20 protein-coding genes and 5 pseudogenes are annotated in these 18695 nt (G+C 69.5%); 2 read left to right on the forward strand and 23 right to left on the reverse strand.

Translation table 11 applies throughout. The features are described from left to right. Positions 1–7 precede the first annotated feature (7 nt). The 8 genes and pseudogenes from L2X99_RS06275 to rpsB all read right to left on the reverse strand — a co-directional run bounded on the left by L2X99_RS06275 (position 8) and on the right by rpsB (position 5922). Entirely contained in the window at positions 8–574 is a 567-nt protein-coding gene (locus L2X99_RS06275) for a transglycosylase SLT domain-containing protein (protein WP_236124546.1), read from the reverse strand. Positions 575–776: 202 nt separating this feature from the next. Next, positions 777–1361, reverse strand: a complete 585-nt coding sequence (locus tag L2X99_RS06280) for a DivIVA domain-containing protein (protein ID WP_236124545.1) — start codon at positions 1359–1361, stop codon at positions 777–779. Next, positions 1361–1948: a phosphatidate cytidylyltransferase gene (locus L2X99_RS18220; RefSeq protein WP_329608172.1), complete on the reverse strand. Its 588-nt coding sequence runs from the start codon at positions 1946–1948 to the stop codon at positions 1361–1363. The genes L2X99_RS06280 and L2X99_RS18220 overlap by 1 nt, the downstream gene beginning before the upstream one ends. Further along, positions 1948–2700, reverse strand: a complete 753-nt coding sequence (locus tag L2X99_RS18225) for a hypothetical protein (RefSeq protein WP_329608137.1) — start codon at positions 2698–2700, stop codon at positions 1948–1950. The genes L2X99_RS18220 and L2X99_RS18225 overlap by 1 nt, the downstream gene beginning before the upstream one ends. Before the next feature lie 5 nt (positions 2701–2705). After that, positions 2706–3261, reverse strand: a pseudogene (frr, locus tag L2X99_RS06290) (ribosome recycling factor). A 73-nt stretch (positions 3262–3334) separates the two neighbouring features. Then, positions 3335–4051 carry a UMP kinase gene (gene pyrH / locus L2X99_RS06295; RefSeq protein WP_236124543.1) on the reverse strand — a complete coding sequence of 239 codons (717 nt, stop codon included), beginning with the start codon at positions 4049–4051 and terminating at the stop codon, positions 3335–3337. A 100-nt stretch (positions 4052–4151) separates the two neighbouring features. Further along, positions 4152–4980, reverse strand: a pseudogene (gene tsf / locus L2X99_RS06300) (translation elongation factor Ts). Positions 4981–5021: 41 nt separating this feature from the next. Then, positions 5022–5922 (reverse strand): annotated as a pseudogene (rpsB, locus tag L2X99_RS06305) (30S ribosomal protein S2). A 298-nt stretch (positions 5923–6220) separates the two neighbouring features. Between rpsB and L2X99_RS06310 the strand changes: the two are divergent. Beyond that, complete coding sequence (locus L2X99_RS06310) at positions 6221–6829, forward strand: murein hydrolase activator EnvC family protein (RefSeq protein WP_236124540.1); 609 nt, start codon at positions 6221–6223, stop codon at positions 6827–6829. 5 nt (positions 6830–6834) lie between these two features. Here the strand turns inward: L2X99_RS06310 and L2X99_RS06315 are convergent. The 10 genes and pseudogenes from L2X99_RS06315 to L2X99_RS06360 form a co-directional block, all read right to left on the reverse strand. Beyond that, positions 6835–7736: pseudogene (locus tag L2X99_RS06315) on the reverse strand (tyrosine-type recombinase/integrase). Positions 7737–7768: 32 nt separating this feature from the next. Next, a complete protein-coding gene (gene trpS, locus L2X99_RS06320) occupies positions 7769–8803 on the reverse strand; it encodes a tryptophan--tRNA ligase (protein ID WP_236124539.1) in 1035 nt (344 codons plus the stop codon). A gap of 158 nt (positions 8804–8961) precedes the next feature. Continuing rightward, positions 8962–10143, reverse strand: coding sequence for a DNA-processing protein DprA (gene dprA, locus L2X99_RS06325; RefSeq protein WP_236135765.1), 1182 nt, complete (start codon positions 10141–10143; stop codon positions 8962–8964). After that, positions 10140–11669 carry a YifB family Mg chelatase-like AAA ATPase gene (locus L2X99_RS06330; protein ID WP_236124537.1) on the reverse strand — a complete coding sequence of 510 codons (1530 nt, stop codon included), beginning with the start codon at positions 11667–11669 and terminating at the stop codon, positions 10140–10142. The genes dprA and L2X99_RS06330 overlap by 4 nt, the downstream gene beginning before the upstream one ends. Further along, positions 11666–12028 carry a YraN family protein gene (locus L2X99_RS06335; protein ID WP_236124536.1) on the reverse strand — a complete coding sequence of 121 codons (363 nt, stop codon included), beginning with the start codon at positions 12026–12028 and terminating at the stop codon, positions 11666–11668. The genes L2X99_RS06330 and L2X99_RS06335 overlap by 4 nt, the downstream gene beginning before the upstream one ends. Positions 12029–12128: 100 nt before the next feature. Next, positions 12129–12455 (reverse strand): DUF2469 family protein, encoded by a 327-nt coding sequence (locus L2X99_RS06340; RefSeq protein WP_236124535.1) that lies wholly within the window; start codon positions 12453–12455, stop codon positions 12129–12131. 49 nt (positions 12456–12504) lie between these two features. Continuing rightward, on the reverse strand, positions 12505–13164 hold the full coding sequence (locus L2X99_RS06345) for a ribonuclease HII (RefSeq protein WP_236124534.1): 660 nt from the start codon (positions 13162–13164) through the stop codon (positions 12505–12507). After that, complete coding sequence (gene lepB, locus L2X99_RS06350) at positions 13161–13895, reverse strand: signal peptidase I (protein ID WP_236124533.1); 735 nt, start codon at positions 13893–13895, stop codon at positions 13161–13163. Before lepB ends, L2X99_RS06345 begins: the two co-directional genes overlap by 4 nt. A gap of 117 nt (positions 13896–14012) precedes the next feature. Then, positions 14013–14360 carry a 50S ribosomal protein L19 gene (rplS, locus tag L2X99_RS06355; protein WP_236124532.1) on the reverse strand — a complete coding sequence of 116 codons (348 nt, stop codon included), beginning with the start codon at positions 14358–14360 and terminating at the stop codon, positions 14013–14015. A gap of 164 nt (positions 14361–14524) precedes the next feature. Beyond that, positions 14525–15007 carry an MFS transporter permease gene (locus tag L2X99_RS06360; RefSeq protein WP_236124531.1) on the reverse strand — a complete coding sequence of 161 codons (483 nt, stop codon included), beginning with the start codon at positions 15005–15007 and terminating at the stop codon, positions 14525–14527. 119 nt (positions 15008–15126) lie between these two features. On the opposite strand from L2X99_RS06360, the pseudogene map reads away from it, so the two are divergent. Next, a pseudogene (gene map / locus L2X99_RS06365) lies at positions 15127–15910 on the forward strand (type I methionyl aminopeptidase). Positions 15911–16155: 245 nt separating this feature from the next. Here map and L2X99_RS06370 read toward each other — a convergent pair. The 5 genes from L2X99_RS06370 to L2X99_RS06390 are packed head-to-tail and all read right to left on the reverse strand — an operon-like array spanning position 16156 to position 18613. Further along, complete coding sequence (locus L2X99_RS06370; RefSeq protein WP_236124529.1) at positions 16156–16530, reverse strand: type II toxin-antitoxin system VapC family toxin; 375 nt, start codon at positions 16528–16530, stop codon at positions 16156–16158. 5 nt (positions 16531–16535) lie between these two features. Beyond that, positions 16536–16808 carry a hypothetical protein gene (locus L2X99_RS06375; RefSeq protein WP_236124528.1) on the reverse strand — a complete coding sequence of 91 codons (273 nt, stop codon included), beginning with the start codon at positions 16806–16808 and terminating at the stop codon, positions 16536–16538. A 26-nt stretch (positions 16809–16834) separates the two neighbouring features. After that, positions 16835–17413: a histidine phosphatase family protein gene (locus tag L2X99_RS06380; RefSeq protein WP_236135915.1), complete on the reverse strand. Its 579-nt coding sequence runs from the start codon at positions 17411–17413 to the stop codon at positions 16835–16837. Between the two features lie 31 nt (positions 17414–17444). Continuing rightward, positions 17445–17879, reverse strand: coding sequence for a pyrimidine dimer DNA glycosylase/endonuclease V (locus L2X99_RS06385; RefSeq protein ID WP_236124527.1), 435 nt, complete (start codon positions 17877–17879; stop codon positions 17445–17447). Next, positions 17876–18613: a class I SAM-dependent methyltransferase gene (locus tag L2X99_RS06390; RefSeq protein ID WP_236124526.1), complete on the reverse strand. Its 738-nt coding sequence runs from the start codon at positions 18611–18613 to the stop codon at positions 17876–17878. The genes L2X99_RS06385 and L2X99_RS06390 overlap by 4 nt, the downstream gene beginning before the upstream one ends. Positions 18614–18695: the final 82 nt, after the last annotated feature.

Genomic DNA, 18695 nt, shown 5'->3' on the forward strand with positions numbered 1-18695 from the left:
CGCACGCTCACCACCAGTGGTTGCGCGACCAGAACGCGTACGCTCCCGCCCATCCGCCGTAGCGGCCCGAGGCGTACCCGGTGCCCCAGCGGAGGTTGTCCACCGGGTTGTACCCGTTGCCGGGGACCTTGCTGCACGGGAGGGCCTGGACCAGGCCGCACGCGCCGGAGGACTTGTTCGTCGCGTTCGGATTCCAGCCGCTCTCGCGCGAGACGATGTAGTCGACATACGGCCAGTCGCTCTTCGCGATGCCCGCTGCCGACATCCACTGCTCCTTCGAGCCGCCGCCGGTGTACTTCGGCGTCCCGACGGAACCGCCGCCCGACTTCCCGGAGCTCTCGCTGCTCGCCACGACGGGCTTCGGTTTCGGCTTGGGCTTCGGCTTGATGTAGACCTCGAAGGTCCCGCGCGCGGCCGGAGCGATGTCCGCGCCGGCGACGGTCACGGTGAGGTTCTGACCCTCCTGCTCCGCGAGGGAGTAGACCGTGACGGCGTCCTCCCCGGCGACCGACGGGTCGGCGACGGCCATCCCGGTCGGAGCCAGCAGAGCGGCGGAGAAGCCGACGACGGCCACGCTCGCGACGACGGCGGCGATGGGACGACGGGTCCGGCTGCGACGGCCACGCGGAGATGCGGATGCCGCGCTCGCAGGGCGCAGTTCAGGCGTAATCGATTCGTTATCGGGAGTCACGATGCCGGCCAGTCTATGCGATCCGGCCTGAAACATCCATGAGAACGCGCGGTGAGCACTCAGCGGACGGCGGTCCGGTGAGCACTCAGCGGACGGCGAGGATGACCTCGACGGTCGTATCCAGGAGCGCGTCGACCTGCTCCTCCCGGTATCCGCCGCGCTGCATCCGGAACGCGGCGTTGCGCACCTGCTCGGCGCTGAGCGCATCGCCGTCACGGAGGAAGGCGGTGATCCGATCGGCGACGTGGTCGACCTCGTCGATCCGATAGCCGAAGGTGAGGACCCCGGTGCGCGCGAAGCGGTGCTTGGGTGCCCGTGCGAGGTGGTCGAGGATCACCTGCGCGTCGACCCGGGCCTCTGCGACCCAGGCCTCGACGCCCTTCTCCCTGACGGTGCGCTCGCGGGCACGGGCCGCGAAGGCGTCCTCGATGCGCCCGAGGGCCGAGTCCACGTCGGCGACCTGGTAGCCCTCCTTGACGAGCGGGAACGACGCCACCCGCACGTCTTCCGACGTGAGCGTGTCATCGCCGCTCTCGAAGGCGCGTCGAGCGGCATCCAGGAACGTGTCGACGGCCGCGCGATGATATCCGCGCTGCCGGCCCGAGGTGAGCGGGAACGCCGGCGGCGCGGCATCCTCGGTGGCGTGCGAGGCGGGGACGTCGGCGGTCATCAGGACACCATCCAGGGTGAGAGCAGGACGTACAGGGTGAGCGCGGGCACCGTGGAGGGCAGGATGCTGTCGAGTCGGTCCAGCAGACCGCCGTGCCCGGGCAGCCAGGAGCTCATGTCCTTGATGCCCAAGTCGCGCTTCAGCATCGACTCCCCCAGGTCGCCCAGCGTGGCGGAGGCGAGGACCGCCGCGCCGAGGATGAGGCCGCCCCAGACGGGGATGCCCAGCAGGAAGACTCCGAGCAGGGCGCCAGCGAGGAGCGAGCCCGCCACCGCGCCGCCGAAGCCCTCCCAGGTCTTCTTGGGGCTGATGCGCGGGGCCATCGGATGCTTGCCGAAGGCGAGCCCCGAAGCGTACGCGGCGGTGTCCGCCACCACCGCGACGACGATGAACGAGAGCACCCACCACTCACCGTGCTCGCGACGCAGGAGCATCAGTGCGAACGCCGCGAGGAACGGCACGTAGATCTGCACGAACCCGCCGACGAGGACGTCGGCGAGCACATCGCCGTAGGTCCGGCCGTCGCCGGCGGCCATCTGCGCGAGCATGCGCCAGACGCAGACGAACGTCACCGAGACGAAGAGCATCACCCAGCACAGCCAGAGGGGGCGAAGAAGCCGGTGGGGATCAGCAGCGCCGCGGCGACGAGTTGCGGGACGATGTCGATCCTGCGCCCGCCTGCTCTGAGCGCACGGGACAGCTCGTAGGTGCCGAGCAGACCTGCGGCCAGCGCGATCGGGACGAACAGCCACTTCACGAACAGCAGCGACACCAGCAGCACTGCGCCGAACGCGACGCCGATGAGGATGGCGACGAGCAGATCCCGGCCGGTGCGCTGCTTGATGCGCTCGTTCGCCTGGTCGAACTGATCACGCGCGTGCGAGACGTGCGTACCCAGCTCGTCGCGCGCGGCGCGCCACTGCTCGCGGATCGCGCCGAGGTCACCGGTGCCGGACGCATCGCCGACTGCCGGTTCGCCGGACTCGGATGCCGGTTCGCCGGACTCGACTGCCGTGTCCGGCGACCGGTCGGTCTCGCCGCCCTCCGGGCCGACCGGGGCCGCCGGAGCGGACGGACGCGGTGGCACTGCAGCCGCGTCGAACGCGGGGAAAGCCGCATCGGCGAGCGGGGTCGGCTCGGCGGGCGGCCGCGCTGTGCTCGGCGGGATGACGGGCTCGTCGGGCTTCTCCGACTGCGAGCCGGCGACGGGCACGCCGCGCACCGGCGTCACCGCATCCGCGGCATCCGCCTGCGGGGTGCCCTGCGCCGGTGTCGCCGCCGCTGCCCGAGCCTCTCGTCGGGTGAGCGGACGATCCTGCGAGGAAGAATCGTCAGACATCCCGGTCACACCTCGAGAAGTTCAGCCTCTTTGCGCTTGAGAGCGTCATCGATCAGGTCGACGTGCTGGCGGGTGAGCCCGTCGAGCTCCTTCTCGCCGCGTGCGATCTCGTCCTCGCCGACCTCGGCCTTGAGAGCGTCCAGCCCGTCCTTCGCCTTGCGACGGATGCCGCCGGATCTGCACCTTGGCGTCCTCACCCTTGGAGCGGACCAGCTTGACGTACTCCTTGCGGCGCTCTGCAGTCAGCTCTGGCATCGTCACCCGCACGATGTTGCCGTCGTTGGTCGGGTTGGCACCGAGGTTCGGCATATCGCGGATCGCCTGCTCGATGGCCTTCAGCGCGGACTTGTCATAGGGGGTGATGACGAGCGTGCGCGCCTCGGGGTTGGCCAGCGAGGCCAGCTGAGCCAGCGGCGTCGGCGAGCCGTAGTAGTCGACGAGCACCTTCTGGAACATCTGCGGGTTCGCGCGACCGGTGCGGACCGTGGCGAAGTCCTCCTTGGCGGCGTCGACCGCTCGCGTCATGCGAGAGGTGGTATCTGCGAGGACATCCGCGATCACGGGTTCTCCAATCGTCGAGTGGTTCTGGCAATTCTACCGGCGGGGCGCTTCCCGACGCGCCGCAGGCGGTGGTTCAGGAGGTGACCAGTGTGCCGATCGGCTCGCCGAGCAGCGCCTTGGTGACGCTGCCGGCCGGTTCCATTCCGAACACCCGCATGTCCATGTCGTTGTCCATGCACAGGCTGAACGCGGTCGAATCGACCACCTTCAGACCGCGCTGCAGGGCATCGCGGTAGGTCACGCGCTCGATGCGCTCGGCATCGGCATGCTTGTTCGGGTCGGCGGTGTAGATCGCGTCGACGCCGTTCTTGGCGACGAGAACCTCCTGCGCGCCGATCTCGAGGGCGCGCTGCGCGGCCACGGTGTCGGTGGAGAAGTAGGGCAGTCCGGCACCGGCGCCGAAGATCACGACGCGCCCCTTCTCCATGTGGCGCTCCGCGCGCAGCGGGATGTAGGGCTCTGCGACCTGGGTCATCGAGATGGCCGACTGCACCCGCGTGGGTGCACCGGCCTGCTCCAGGAAGTCCTGCAGCGCGAGGGCGTTCATGACCGTTCCCAGCATGCCCATGTAGTCGGCGCGGCCACGGTCCATACCGCGCTGGCTGAGCTCCGCTCCGCGGAAGAAGTTGCCGCCGCCGACGACGATCGCGACCTCCACGCGGTCGGTGGCTGCGGCGATGTCGCGGGCGATCGCGCTCACCACGTCGGGGTTGACGCCCAGCTGCCCGCCGCCGAAGGCCTCTCCGGAGAGCTTGAGAAGGACGCGACGGCGTCCGGTGCGTTCAGTCATGGGGAGGGTCCTCTCATCCGGTATCACGATAGTGGCAAATCTCCTGCGGGCATGAAGAAGGGGTTCGGACCCTGTGCGGATCCGAACCCCTTCCCGTGGCTTACGCGCCGACCTTGAAGCGCGCGAAGTCGGTCACCGTGATGCCGGCGTCCTTCGCGACCTGGCCGACGGACAGCTTGTTGTCCTTGGCGTAGTCCTGGTCGAGCAGCGCGACCTGCTTGAAGAACGCGGACACGCGGCCCTCGACGATCTTCGGCAGGGCGGCCTCGGGCTTGCCCTCGTTGCGGGAGATCTCGGTGACGATCTCGCGCTCCTTCTCGACCACGTCCGTCGGGACGTCCTCACGGGTGAGGTAGATCGGGTCGGCGAACGAGATGTGCTGCGCGATGCTGCGAGCGGTCTCCGCGTCGCTGCCGCTGTACGCGACGACGACGCCGATCTGCGGCGGCAGGTCCTTGCTGGTGCGGTGCAGGTAGACCTCGAAGGCGTCGCCCTGGATGCGGCGGACGCGACGGAGCTCGACCTTCTCGCCGAGGATCGCGGCCTCGTCGGAGATGAGCTGCTCGACGGTCTGGTCACCGGCCGGAGCGGCCAGGACGGCCTCGACCGAGTCGGCCGATGCCGGCGGCGGCCGCATCGGCGACCTTCTCGGCGAGGGCGATGAACTTCTCGTTCTTCGCGACGAAGTCGGTCTCGCAGGTGAGCTCGATCAGCGTCACGGCGCCGTCCTGCTCGCGAGCGACGACGAGGCCCTCGCTGGTGGAGCGGTCAGCGCGCTTGGCGTTGCCCTTGGCTCCCTTGAGACGCAGGATCTCGGTCGCCTTCGCGACGTCGCCGTCAGCCTCCTCGAGCGCCTTCTTGGTGTCGACCATTCCGGTGCCGAGCTGCTCACGCAGCGCCTTGATGTCGGCGATGGTGAAGTTGGCCATGTGTGGTGGCTCCTTGCTTCGTTATGTGTGCGTGGGGGTGCTTACTTGGTGTCGCCTTCGGCGCCCTCGGCGACGACGGCCTCCTCGACGGCGACCTCAGCCTCGGAGGCGACCTCGGTCTCAGCCTCGGCGGTGACCTCGGACTCAGCCTCGGCGGCGACCTCGGGCTCAGCGGCAGCCTCGGAGGTGTTCGCCTCGAGCAGCTCCTTCTCCCACTCGGCAAGCGGCTCGGCGTCGCCCGACTCCGGGTTGTGCTTCTGCTGCAGGCCCTCGGCCGCGGCGTCGGCGATGATGCGGGTCAGCAGCGAGACGGAGCGGATCGCGTCGTCGTTGCCGGGGATCGGGTACTGGAAGTCGTCCGGGTCGGCGTTGGTGTCGAGGATGCCGATCACCGGGATGCCGAGCTTCTTGGCCTCGTCGATCGCGAGGTGCTCGCGCTTGGCGTCGACGACCCACAGAGCCGACGGCGTCTTGGTGAGGTTGCGGATGCCGCCCAGCGACTTGTGCAGCTTGTCGAGCTCGCGCTTCTTGAGCAGCAGCTCCTTCTTGGTGAAGCCGGAGGCGGCCGGGTCGTCGTAGTCGAGCTCCTCGAGCTCCTTCATGCGGGCGAGGCGCTTCGAGACGGTCGAGAAGTTGGTCAGCAGGCCACCCAGCCAGCGCTGGTTGACGTAGGGCTGGCCGACGCGGGTCGCCTGCTCGGCGAGCACTTCCTGCGCCTGCTTCTTGGTGCCGACGAAGAGGATGGTGCCGCCGGCGGGCGACAGTCTCCTTGACGAAGTCGTAGGCGCTGTCGATGTAGCCCAGCGACTGCTGCAGGTCGATGATGTGGATGCCGCTGCGCTCGGTGAGGATGAAGCGCTTCACCTTCGGGTTCCACCGACGGGTCTGGTGTCCGAAGTGCACGCCGCTGTCGAGCAGCTGGCGGATGGTGACCACAGCCATGGTCGTCTCCTGGTTCTGACGCTCTCGCGTCGTTGAGGTTGTCGTCCGGCCGGACGGCCGGATGCCTGGCGCCCGGCGCACCCCCACCCGCCTCGTGAGAGACAGGACCTGTGGGAGTGGATGCCGCGACCGTGGTCGCTCTGGGCACGCGTAGTCATCCCCGTGAGGGGATGCGGGTTCCAGTGTACAGGATGCGGACGCCCGCAACCCGCCTCCACAGACCGAGACCGGACACTGCTTCTCCCCACCCCGGTGTTCGCCGCGTCGGGCGCGGAGTCCTGTCGATCAGGCTGGACGCATGGACATCGCACTCGACCGCCCGGTCGCCGGGTCGGGACTCCGCGGGACAGCACATCGCGGGTCCGGCACGCCCCGCGCGGCGCGCGCCGGGCTGATCCTGCTCCTCGCGCTCTCGAGCCTCTGCTGGCCCTTCCCGCAGCCGGTCGCAGCCGGAGGCGACCTCCCCGTGGAGCACGGCGTCGCGCTTCCCGCGGATGCGCCATGGGTCTGGCCCGTGGACGGGGCCCGCGAGGTGACGGCGCCGTTCCGAGCCCCCGCTCACCGCTACGGCCCGGGACACCGTGGCATGGACATCACCGCGACCGGCCCGATCCGCGCTCCGGCATCCGGTGTCGTCGCGTTCCGCGGGATCGTGGCCGACCGCGGCGTGCTCACGATCGACCACGGCGACGGCTACGTGATCACGCTGGAGCCGGTGTCCTCCGATCTCGCCCCCGGTGACGCCGTCGAAGCGGGGCAGCTCGTGGCGACGGCATCGGCGGGCGGACACGCCGCACGGGGAACCGTGCACGTCGGGGTGCGCCTGGACGACGAGTACGTCAATCCGCGGCCCCTGTTCGGCGACGTGCCGCGGGCGATCCTCTACCCGTGCTGCGACGACGGTTGACGATCTCAGGCGCGCGGATGGGCGAGACTGTATGCGGCCGTGAGGCGCTCTGCGGACACGTGGGTGTAGATCTGGGTCGTGCCCAGGCTCGCGTGGCCCAGGATCTCCTGCACCGCGCGCAGATCGGCGCCACCGTCGAGGAGGTGCGTCGCGGCGGTGTGGCGCAGCGCGTGCGGGCCGACGGTCTCGGCGCCGACCACGGGGGCGAGCACACGGGCCACGAGGGCATAGACGGAGCGCGGGCCGATCCTGCCCCACGGGTTCCCAGCAGGAGCGCGGGCGACGGAGCGTCGGAGCGGGTCAGAAGCGCCGGACGAGCTCGGGTGAGGTAGGCGGTCACCGCGGCCCTGGCGGGCATCCCGTACGGCACCACCCGCTCCTTCGCCCCCTTGCCGAGCACGCGCGCCGTGCCTCGGTCGAGATCGAGGTCGTCGACATCGAGGCCGCACAGCTCGGACACCCGCATGCCCGACCCGTACAGCAGCTCCAGGACGGCATGGTCGCGCAGCGCGATCGGATCTCCCTGCGCCGCGGCGGCCTTCTCGGCATCCAGCAGTTCGCGCATGCCCTCCTGTGACGCGACGACCGGAAGCGTCCTGGCCCGCTTCGGCGTCACCAGCCGCAGGCTGGGGTCGACGACGATCCGCTCCTCGTCCTTCGCCCAGCGGAAGAACGAGCGAGCGGCCGCGGCCCGCCGGGCCAGGGTCGACCGGGCATCCCCTCGCTGCGTCGCGTGCCAGAGCCACTCGCGCAGGAGCTCCAGGTCGATCTCCTCCAGCTCTCGCTCCCCCGCGATCGCACCGAGGTCGGCCAGGTCGGCGCGATAGGCGCGGACGGTCGCCGGCGACAGCCGTCGCACCCGCTCCAGGTGCGCGGCGAACGCCTGCACCGCCTCGTCGTATCTCACCCTCCCAGTCTGGCCCGCCGCCTGCCGCGCGGTCAGTACGCCATGCCCATGGCGGCGCGCACCTCGGCGAGTGTGGCTGCGGCGATCTCCCTCGCCCGGGCGTTCCCGTCGTGGAGCACCTCCGAGACAGTCGCGGGGTCGATCGCGGCTCGGCGCTCCCGATGCTCGGCGAGGAAATCGTTGACGGCTGTGGCCGTGAGTCGTTTCAGTGCACCGCTGCCGCCGTTCCCGATCTCCTCCGCGACGTCTGCCGGAGTCCGCCCCAGGCACACTGCTGCGGTGTCCAGCAGGGCCGAGACCCCGGGGCGCCGATCCGGTTCGTAGGTGATGCTGCGCTCTGAGTCGGTCTGCGAGCGCCGGATGACGGCGGCGGTCTCCTCCGCAGTCATGCGGAGCGAGATCGCGTTGCCGTAGCTCTTCGACATCTTGCGTCCGTCCAGCCCGGGCAGCTCGGGAGCGGTGGTGATCAGCCCGGCGGGTTCCGGGAACACCGCCCCGTACCTTTCGCCGAAGCGGCGGGCGATCTGCCTGGCGACCTCCACATGGGGCAGGTTGTCCTTGCCGACCGGTACGAGCGTCCCCTTGCAGAACAGGATGTCGGCCGCCTGGTGCACGGGATAGGTGAGGAGCAGACCGCTGAGGGAGCGACCGGCGGCGGCCGCCTCAGCCTTCACCGTCGGGTTGCGGTGCAGCTCCGCCTCGGACACCAGGCTGAGGAAGGGGAGCAGGAGCTGGTTCAGCTCCGGAACGGCGGAGTGCGTGAAGATCGTCGTCCGCTCCGGATCCAGCCCCGCGGCGAGGTTGTCCCTGACGACCTCGCGCACGTTCGTCGCGATGTCGCCCACCGAGTCGCGATCGGTGATCACTTGGTAGTCGGCGACGACGACGAACGTCTCGACTCCCATCTGCTGCAGCCGCACCCGTTCGAGGATCGTGCCGAACAGGTGCCCGAGATGGAGTGCCCCGGTCGGTCGTTCGCCGGTGAGGATGCGGTGCCGTTCCGGGTGCGCGGTGATCTCGGCCCGCAACGCGGGCATCCGTGCGGTGATGGCGGAGAAGGAATCCATGTGCTGCTCCTGGGGACAGGGCTGCACGGATGGATCTGTCCGCGATCGCGCGGGCTGCCGTGCAGCGCGCGCGAGTGAATGCGTTCGGCTGCTAGAGCAGCCACCACCACGAAGAGGAGGACGAGAAGCGCATGGCTACAGCATACGCCGCGGCGCAGCTACTCCGCCCGGATCCACCCCGTCTCCCGCCGCACCGCGCCGCCCTCGAGATCGAGCATCCCCAGGATGCTGTGCACTCGCTCCGCCGAGAGTCCGCTGCGCTTCGAGAGCTCCATGGCGTCCCGCGGCGCGCGGGTGCTCAGCGCGTCCATCAGCCTCACGCGATCGGGATCGGCCGGTGGCTGCGCGCGGCTCTCCCCTGCCGCGTCCGCCCACAGCTCCCGCACCTCGGCAGCGGAGGTGACGCAGATCGCGGCGTACTCGCGGAGCAGCCGGTGGCATCCTGCGGACGCCGCTGAGCTCACCGGACCGGGCACCGCGCCGAGCGGTCGCCCGAGCGCCGCGGCGTGCCCGGCGGTGTTCAGTGTCCCGCTGCGCCACCCCGCTTCGACGACGACGGTGGCGAGTCCGGCGGCGCTGATGAGCCTGTTCCGCTGCAGGAACCTCCATTTGGTCGGCGCTGCACCGCAGGGAACCTCGCTCACCACTGCTCCCCCGGCGCGGATCCGCTCGAAGAGCTGCTGATGACCGGCCGGATAGCTGCGGTCGACGCCGCCGGCCAGGAACGCGACCGTGATGCCGCCGACGCCGAGAGCCGCGCGATGTGCCATGCCATCGATGCCGTACGCCCCGCCGGACACGATCGAGACCCCGGAGGCCGCCAGGTCGCCGGCGATCTCCGCGGCGATGCGCTCGCCGTACCCGGTCGAGGCTCGTGCACCGACGACCGACACCGATTCGTCGGCGATGAGCGCCTCGGTCGACCCGCGCACCCAGAGCATCAGAGGCGCGTGCGGTCCGAGGTCGGCGAGACCGGCCGGCCACTCGGGATCCTCGGGGAGGAGGATCCGCGCACCGACCGCCTCAGCATCGCGGAGCGCGGCGCCCACGGCCCGCGGGTCCGCACGCGGCGCCCAGCGCGCCACTGCCTCGTTCATCGCCCTCGCTTCGACCACCTCCAGCGGCGCGCGCAGCGTGGCGTCGGACAGCGCCTGGTCGAGCGCGCCCTGCGGGCCGAAGGCGTCCACGAGCGCACCGGCGATCCCGTCGCCGGGCTCCGTCAGCACCGACCATGCCGCGCGCGCCGCGACCTCGGCGGGGTCCGCGTCCGGTCGCATCCGCTCGACAGTGCGCAGCAGGTGCTTGTCGGCGAGCAGGTGCGCCGTCGTGATCGACCTCATGCCAGGAGTCCTCTCTTCAGGAAGAGTGCGCGACCGACATCGTCGGAGTCCGGAGATCCTCGTCCGGACAGGTCCGCGATGGACCACGCGAGTCGCAGGGTGCGGTCGTAGCCGCGGAGGGTCAGGCCGCCGCGCTCCAGGGCCCGGTCCAGCGGCATCCGCACCGGGGCCGGCAGACGCAGCGGCCCCTGTCGCATCCGCTCGCCGGGGACCTCCGCGTTGCGCCGCCACGGGGTGCCGGCCCACCGCGCGGATGCCGCGCCTCGGGCCTGGACGACTCGCTCCCGCGCCCGCTGCGTCGTGATGGGTGAGCGCTCGGTCGTGGTCACCCGTGATGCCGCGACCCTCGCGACCTGCAGTTCGATGTCGATACGATCGCGCAGCGGTCCTGAGAGCTTCGCCGCATAGCGTCTGATCGCGATCGGAGGGCAGATGCACTCCGCACCCCGCACGCCGTAGTTGCCGCAGGGACAAGGGTTCATCGCCATGACCAGCTGGAACCGCGCCGGGAAACTCGCCGTGAATCCGGCACGATGCACCTCGATGCGTCCCGCCTCCAGCGGCTGCCGCAGCGCGTCGAGCGCAGCCCTCTGGAACTCCGGCGCCTCGTCGAGGAACAGGCCTCCCCGATGCGCCCGCACGATCGCGCCGGGGCGCGCCTGACGGGAGCCGCCACCGACCAGCGAGGCCATCGATGCGGAGTGATGCGGCGTCTCGAGCGGCGGCGTGCGATCGAGCGCGCGCACCGGATCTCCGCACAGCGACCTGATGGCGGCCACCTCGAGAGCCTCCTCGTCGGACAGCTCGGGAAGGATGCCGGGCAGCCGCCGTGCGAGCATCGTCTTGCCCGCTCCCGGAGGACCGCTCAGGAGCAGGTGGTGCCCGCCGGCGGCGGCGACGATGAGTGCCTCGACCGCCTCGTCCTGCCCGATCACATCGGCGAGGTCGAGCGGTTCCCGCTGCGCGTCGACCACTTCGTCGACCGTCACCGGCTCCAGCTCGGGGACCTCGATGTCGGCGCCATGCAGCACCGCGACCTCGGCGAGCGACGCCGCCCCGCGCACCTCGATGCCGGGGACCAGACGGGCCTCCTCGAGGTTGGCGATCGGAACCACGACGTGCGCGAAACCGGCCTGCACGGCCGAGTACACCGCCGGGAGCACGCCCGCCACCGGGCGAAGTCGTCCGTCGAGTCCGAGCTCGCCGATGTGCACGACCTGCCGGATCGATCGCGCGGGCAGAGAACGGCTGGCGGCCAACGTCGCCACGGCGATGCTCAGATCGAAGCCGGAGCCGTGCTTGGGCAGACTCGCCGGCGACAGGTTCACCGTCATGCGGCGCCGGGGCAGGTCGAGTCCTACGTTCGCGCAGGCGTTGTGAACACGCTGCACCGCCTCGGCCAGGGCCTTGTCGGGAAGCCCGATGATCTTGAACTCCGGCGTCTGATTCGAGACGTCCGCCTCGACCTCGACGAGGTGCCCGTCGACGCCGGTCAGGGCCACCGCCCAGGTGCGTGCCGTGCTCACAGCAGATCCGTGAGGTGCTCGAGCGACGCGGTCGCGGCCTCGTCGCCGATGAGGCCGATCGCGTCGAGCTGAACCGTGCGGCGGCGGGCGATCTCCGGGTGAGCCTGCACCCAGGCGAACGCCAGCCGCCAGAGCCGGCGCCGTTTGCGGTCGTCGATCGCCTCGAAGGGATGCCCGAAGCGATCGCTCCGACGCGTCTTGACCTCGACGACGACCACCCGGTCACGGCGCACCGCGACGATGTCGATCTCGCCCTGGTCACACCGCCAGTTGCGGTCCACCACGTCATAGCCGCGCTCCCGCAGATACGCGGCCGCCCGCTCTTCACCCGCTCTGCCGAGCTCGTCCTTCGCTGCCATGCCGACAGCTTCCCGGAACGCCGGTGGCCGGTGAGGGACGGGATCCGCGCTGTCCACGGCGAGCACGGACAAGTCCTCTGCCATCGGGACCTGTGGAGTACTACTTGCCGTCGAGCGAGAGCTCCTCCGGAAGCTCGAACTCACGCCGCTGCAGCTCCTCGACGTTGACGTCCTTGAACGTCAGCACACGTACGGCCTTCACGAAGCGATCGGCGCGGTAGATGTCCCAGACCCACACGTCCGTCATGGAGATCTCGAAGTAGAAGTCGTGCTCGGTGTCGCGGCGGACCACGCTCACCTCGTTGGCCAGGTAGAACCGGCGCTCGGTCTCGACGACGTACTGGAACTGCGAGACGACGTCACGGTACTCGCGGAAAAGTGCGACCTCGAGCTCGCGGTCGTAGTCGTCGAATGCTTCGTCATCCATGATGCATCCATCCTATGAGGCCTTCGCCCCGGGTGCGTTCCGGGGTCGCCTAGAACAGCGTGGGAGCGTCGGCGATCGCCCACGACGCCCGATGCCATGAGGAAAGCCCGAGTTCCCGGATCGCTGCGCGGTGCTCAGGACTCGCGTAGCCCTTGTTGCGCTCCCACTGGTAGGCCGGCTGCTGCTCGTGCAGCTCGACCATGTGCGCATCCCTCGCCACCTTCGCGATCACGGATGCCGCAGACACCGAGGCGCAGTCCCGGTCGGCCTTGATCACCGGCCGCACCTGCAGCCCGGACGGATGCACGGCGGAGACGTAGTCGTGGTTGCCGTCCAGGATCACCAGCGTGCGTTCGCCCACGACGTCAGTGCCGATCGCGCCGACGATCGCTCGGGAGGCAGCGAGTCCCAGAGCACGCATGATGCCGAGCTCGTCGACCTCCGCGGCGCTGGCCCAGCCCACGGCAGAGGCGAGCACCCACGCGGCGGCGCGGGACGCGACATCCGGGCGGCGTCGCACGGTGACGAGCTTCGAGTCGCGCAGCCCCTCCGGCACCCTCCGGCGCGAGCCCGCGGCATCCATGACCGCCGCTCCGACCGCGACCGGCCCGGCCAGCGCGCCGCGCCCGACCTCGTCCAGGGCGATGATGAGGTCGTACTGCTTGAGCAGCGACCTCTCCAGGCTGAGCCGGGGCGCGACGACGGTCATCTCTTCGGCTCGGGCACCCCGACGTAGACCTCGTCGTGGGTGTCGATCAGGCCGAAGCGGTCCAGCGGCCAGGTGAGCAGGAAGGCCCGCCCCACGACGTTGTCGAGCGGCACGAATCCGCCACCCGGAAGGTCCTGGTGCGCACGAGAGTCCTGTGAACGGGTGCGGTTGTCGCCCATGACCCACAGCGAGCCCTCCGGCACGGTGACATCGAACGGCGTGTCGGACGCCTTCGTGTCTCCGGAGGGCAGGTTCAGATACGACAGTTCATCGATCGGAGCTCCGTTGATCGTGATCTGCCCCACGGCGTTGCAGCACACGACGTGATCACCGGGGAGGCCGATGAGGCGCTTGACCAGGTGGTCCTGAGAGTCCGACGCCGAGAGCCCGATGAAGGTGAGGACGCCGTCGATCGCCTTGAGGAGCGGCGGCTGCGGCGCCTCCGCGGGCAGCGGCGGCAGCCATCCGCCCGGGTCTTTGAAGACGACGACGTCGCCGTGGTCGTACCCGGTCCACCGCGGAGTGAGCTCGTCGACCAGGATGCGGTCGTCGATCATCAGCGTGCGCTCCATCGAGCCGGACGGGATGTAGAACGAGCGGATCACGAACGACTTGACGACGAAGGACACCAGCGCGGCGATGACGATGATCACCAGCAGGTCGCGCAGGAAGACGAGGAAGCCGCGACGCCGCTTCGAGGTGGCGGCAGCAGGAGCGGCTTCGGTCGTCATTTCCATCCTTCGCGTCGGGCGCACCGTGCGCAGACGGCACTACCAAGGGTCGCACATCCTGACAGAGCAGAAGCACCCCGGGACGACGTGTCCCGGGTGCTTCCAGAAGAGCTGCGCTCAGTTGTCGCGCTTCTCCTTGATCTTCGCCTTCTTGCCACGCAGGTTGCGCAGGTAGTACAGCTTGGCGCGGCGCACGTCACCGCGGGTGACGACCTCGATGTGGTCGATCACCGGCGAGTGCACCGGGAAGGTGCGCTCCACGCCCACCTGGAAGCTGATCTTGCGGACCGTGAAGGTCTCGCGCACACCATCGCCCTGACGGCCGATGACGACGCCCTTGAAGACCTGGACGCGAGAGCGGGTGCCCTCGGTGATGTTCACGTGCACGTTGACTGTGTCACCGGGGAAGAATTCGGGAATGTCGCTGCGGAGCGAAGCCGCGTCGACGACGTCGAGGATCTGCATGATCGTCTCTCTCTGCACTCGCCACAGGTCGGATGCATTTCAGGAAGGAATACGGTGATGTGTGCCGAACGGCGCACAAGGCGTCCGCGGGCTCCCCTGAGGCAGAACCTGGTCACGGCACAAGCATCCATTCTGCCATGGATCCCCGGCCTCGCAAAAACGGATCAGTCGCGCGACTCGGTCTCCTGCACGATGATCACGTCCGGTTCGCTCGTCTTCGGGGCGCCTGGCGAGACCGACGACCAGGTCGCCGTCTCGCGGATGCTGAATCCACTGCCCCTGGCCTCGCTCCACAGCTGCCACAGCTGCAGCCAGAACAGCGCGAGCCAGGCGGCGATCGCGCCGGTCAGCAGCCATCCGAATCCGCCATCCGGGAAGAACCCGACCGCGATGGTGAGCGCGTGCCACACGCCGAAGCCGAGCACGTCCCACCACGACACCGCTCGTTCCGCCCGCACCGACGGCCGCGCCCGGGTGAGCAGCGTCAGCACCAGCTGGCCGAGCACCACGGACGGCACGGCGATGAGGATCACCCAGAGGAACGCCCATCCGCCGGACTGGAAGACTCCCCAGCCGATCAGCAGCCAGAGCGGCAGCACCAGCGCCGCCGGGAAGAGCCACCGGAAGAACGCGCTGCGCAACCACATACTCCGATGGTACGGCCGTCAGCCGCCCCGGGGTCATCCGTTCGCTGTGAGCATCGTGACTGCGCATCGGGGAGAATGGTCTCCGGGCATCCTGACGAGGCCCGGAGAAGGGACACCCGATGATCGAACTGCGCACCCCTGCCGAGATCGATGAGATGCGCGCGGCCGGACGCTTCGTGGCCGAGACGCTCGCGACGCTGCGCGACGAGACGAAGGTCGGCACCAACCTGCTGGCCATCGACCACCGTGCCCACGACCTCATCCGCAAGGCCGGTGCGGAGTCCTGCTACATCGACTACGCCCCCTCGTTCGGGAACGGCCCGTTCGGCAAGGTCATCTGCACCTCGATCAACGACGCCGTGCTGCACGGGCTGCCACACGACTACGTCCTCCGCGACGGCGACCTCGTCTCGCTCGACTTCGCCGTGTCCGTCGACGGCTGGGTCGCCGACTCCGGCGGTCTCCTTCGTCGTCGGCACCGCACGCGACGAGGACCTGCGCCTGATCGACACGACGGAGCGCGCGCTGGATGCGGCGATCGCGGCCGCCACGGTCGGGAATCGCATCGGCGACATCTCGGCGTCCATCGCTGAGGTCGCGCATGGCGAGGGCTTCTCGATCAACACCGACTTCGGCGGTCACGGCGTCGGTCGCGTCATGCACGGCGACCCGCATGTGCCGAACGACGGCCGAGCCGGCCGCGGGTTCCCTCTGCGCGACGGCCTTGTCATGGCGCTCGAGCCGTGGTTCCTCGCGACGACGGACGAGTTGATCACGGATCCGGACGGCTGGACGCTGCGCAGCGCGGACGGATCGCGCGGCGCGCACTCCGAGCACACCGTCGCGATCACGGCCGACGGTCCGATCGTCCTCACCGACCGCAGCTTCCTCGGCGTCGACTGAACCGGCGGCACTTCTCCGCTCGCGCTGCGCTTCCACGCTCGCGCTGCGCTTCTCGTCGCCCCGAGCGCTTCGCGCTGCTGTTCCTGGCTCGCGCTGCGCACATCTGCGCCGCGCGAGCAGAAGTCAGTAGCGCGACCGATCGGGCGGTCCCTCTCAGTTCGCGCGGTCCTTCTCGGTTCGCGCCGCGCGAGCGGAGATCAGGAGCGCGGCGGCGCAGGAAAACGCCGGCCCGTGACGGCCGCAGTTCATACGAAGCGGATCTCGAGTCCGTCGAAGCGGGTGAATCCGCGATCGGCAGTGATCAGCGGCACGCCCGCCGCGATGGCATGCGCCGCGATGAAGGCATCCTTGGAGCGGACCGCGGCCTCGCTCGCTGCCGCGAGACGTGAATAGGCTTCGGACTCTTCGACGCCGAACGGTCGCCAGAAGGTGCCGAGATCATCGAAAGCGGACACCAGTTGCGCACGGATGCCCGCACGCTGCTGCGTCGCGGGATCCCGCTCCCACCGACGCTGTCCGCGCAGCAGTTCTGCGCGCACGACGTACGACGCCGCGAACTGGTCGACTCTGCTGATCACGTCGTCAGGGATCACGCCGATGAGCGCGCTCGTGTCGACCATCGCTCTCACGGTGCCGGCTCCTGCCTGTCGCGATCCCGATCACGCGCGAGTTCCTCTCGCTCCTCTTTCACGGCGTCGGAGTCGATGAGTGCATTCAGCAGTCGAAGACGCGCCTTGACCGCCGCGAGTTCCGGATCAGAGGCACTCACGATGGGCACCACTCGCATGCGCGGGCGGTTGTGCACCAGCACCACGGCCCCCGTGTCCGCGTACGCCACGGGGTTCGCCTTGAACACGCTGATCGGCACCCGCGGCTCGTGCACTGCTGCGTCTGACATCGGAGACCCTTCCTCCTGCTTCAGCCCTATTGTCCCATGAATGGTTCTGAATCTGCATGACAGTGCGATTCGAAGCGCAGGATCTCGCCGTGAGGATGCCGCAAAGCCAGCGCCTCGTCGGGTGTGAGTCCAAGCAGCTCGGCGCGCAGCATCCGGCCGATCATCTCGTGTGCGACCACCAGGACAGGTGTGCAGTCGTCGAGCGCTGCAAGGAAGGCCCGCGCGCGCAGGCGTGCGGTCGCGTAGCTCTCGCCACCGGGGAACGTCCAGTTGTATCGATCAGCGCCGCGCGAGGCACGGATCTCGGGATGCTTCTGATCGATCTCGTCCCAGGTCAGCCCAGCGAGCTCCCCGTGGTGCACCTCGGCGAGGTCCTCGGCGTACTCGATCGGAAGGCCGAGTCGATCGCCGATGATCGTCGCTGTCACGGATGCCCGTCCCAGCGGGCTGGAGACGATACGGCCGATGTCGAGACCGTCGAGCTCCGTGGCCATCGCCCGCGCCTGCTCAACGCCCTGGGCCGTCAACGGCGAATCGAGTTGTCCCTGCAGCCGGCCGAGCGTGTTCCACTCGGTCTGTCCGTGCCGTACGACGGAGAGGTTCAGGAGGTGACGCTAGCAGAGCCGTCGCACGCGATCAGCGTGCGCGCTCCCAGTCCGCGGTGCCGCCGGGTACCACGACGAACAGCGGATGCGGATCGGGCGTCCGCACGTCCGCGAGCAGCGCGAGACGTTCGGGGCTGCGCTGCGCGAGTTTGACCATCAGATGACGCCACTCCGCAACGAGCTGGCCCGAGGTCACCTCGATGCTTCCGTCCGGCCGCCCCGGCACGTCTATCCGAGCCCGGTCGAAGCGGTAGCCGCGCGCATCGGCCTCGTCCGCGACCCCGGTCAGGAACATCCCGACGGCGCCGAGCGGGTCCGGCCGATCGCGGAACCGCAGGAGCTGCGGATGGTTCCGATAGCCGGTGGTCCTTTCAGCGAGCACGGCCTGTGCCAGAAGGGCCTCCCGCCAGCAGGCGACGAGCGCCTGACGGTCCAGGTACCGCGGATGCGGCGACCAGAGCCTCACGAGGCCCGGTAGACGTAGACGTCGGTGATCTGCGGCAGGTCGAACTCGTCGCGTCCGGCCGTGTCGGGATCGGCGTCGAGGATGCGCTCGACCTCGGCGACCATCCGGGCGCACTCGTCGTCGGATGCCGCGAGGAACGAACTCACGGTGAGCCAGCGCGCGATGTAGTCGGCGCGTGTGATCCGCTCTGACCAGGCGACCTCGGTGTGTGCGACGAACGTGAAGCCGGGGAGCTCGTCGGCGGCCGAGCTGGTCGTCTCGTCGGTCTCCGACACCGCGGGATGTGCGACACGATGACAGGCGCGATCCCAGGTGCAGCGCGCGTCGGAGTGGTTCCAGAGCAGTCCGAGCGTGCCGCCGGGCACGAGCACGCGTCGGATCTCGGCGCACGCAGGGGCGCGGTCGAACCAGTGGAAGGCCTGCGCGACCGTGACGACGTCGACCGAGGCATCCGCGACCGGGATCCCCTCGGCGGTGCCGACGTGCGACTCCACCGCTGGCAGCTTCGACCGCAGCACGGCGAGCATCTGCTCCGAGGGCTCCACGGCGATCACGCGCGACGCGCGGGAGACCAGACGTTCGGTGAACTTCCCCGTTCCCGCGCCGAGATCGAGCGCCGCCTCCACGGCTGCGGAAATGATCGCATCCGCGGCAGCCACGGGGAACCCGGGCCGATACCGGTCGTATTCCTCGCCCACGTTGAGAAAGGACTTCGCCAGCGTCTCATCGACCATGCTTCGACGCTACCAACGATGCGAGGAGGAACACGCCGGCGGATTGGCCGCCTCAGGTGCAAAAAGCTCCTTGCACCGACGC

Origin of the sequence: Microbacterium sp. KUDC0406 (genome assembly GCF_021582875.1) — a bacterium.
Taxonomy (GTDB): domain Bacteria; phylum Actinomycetota; class Actinomycetes; order Actinomycetales; family Microbacteriaceae; genus Microbacterium.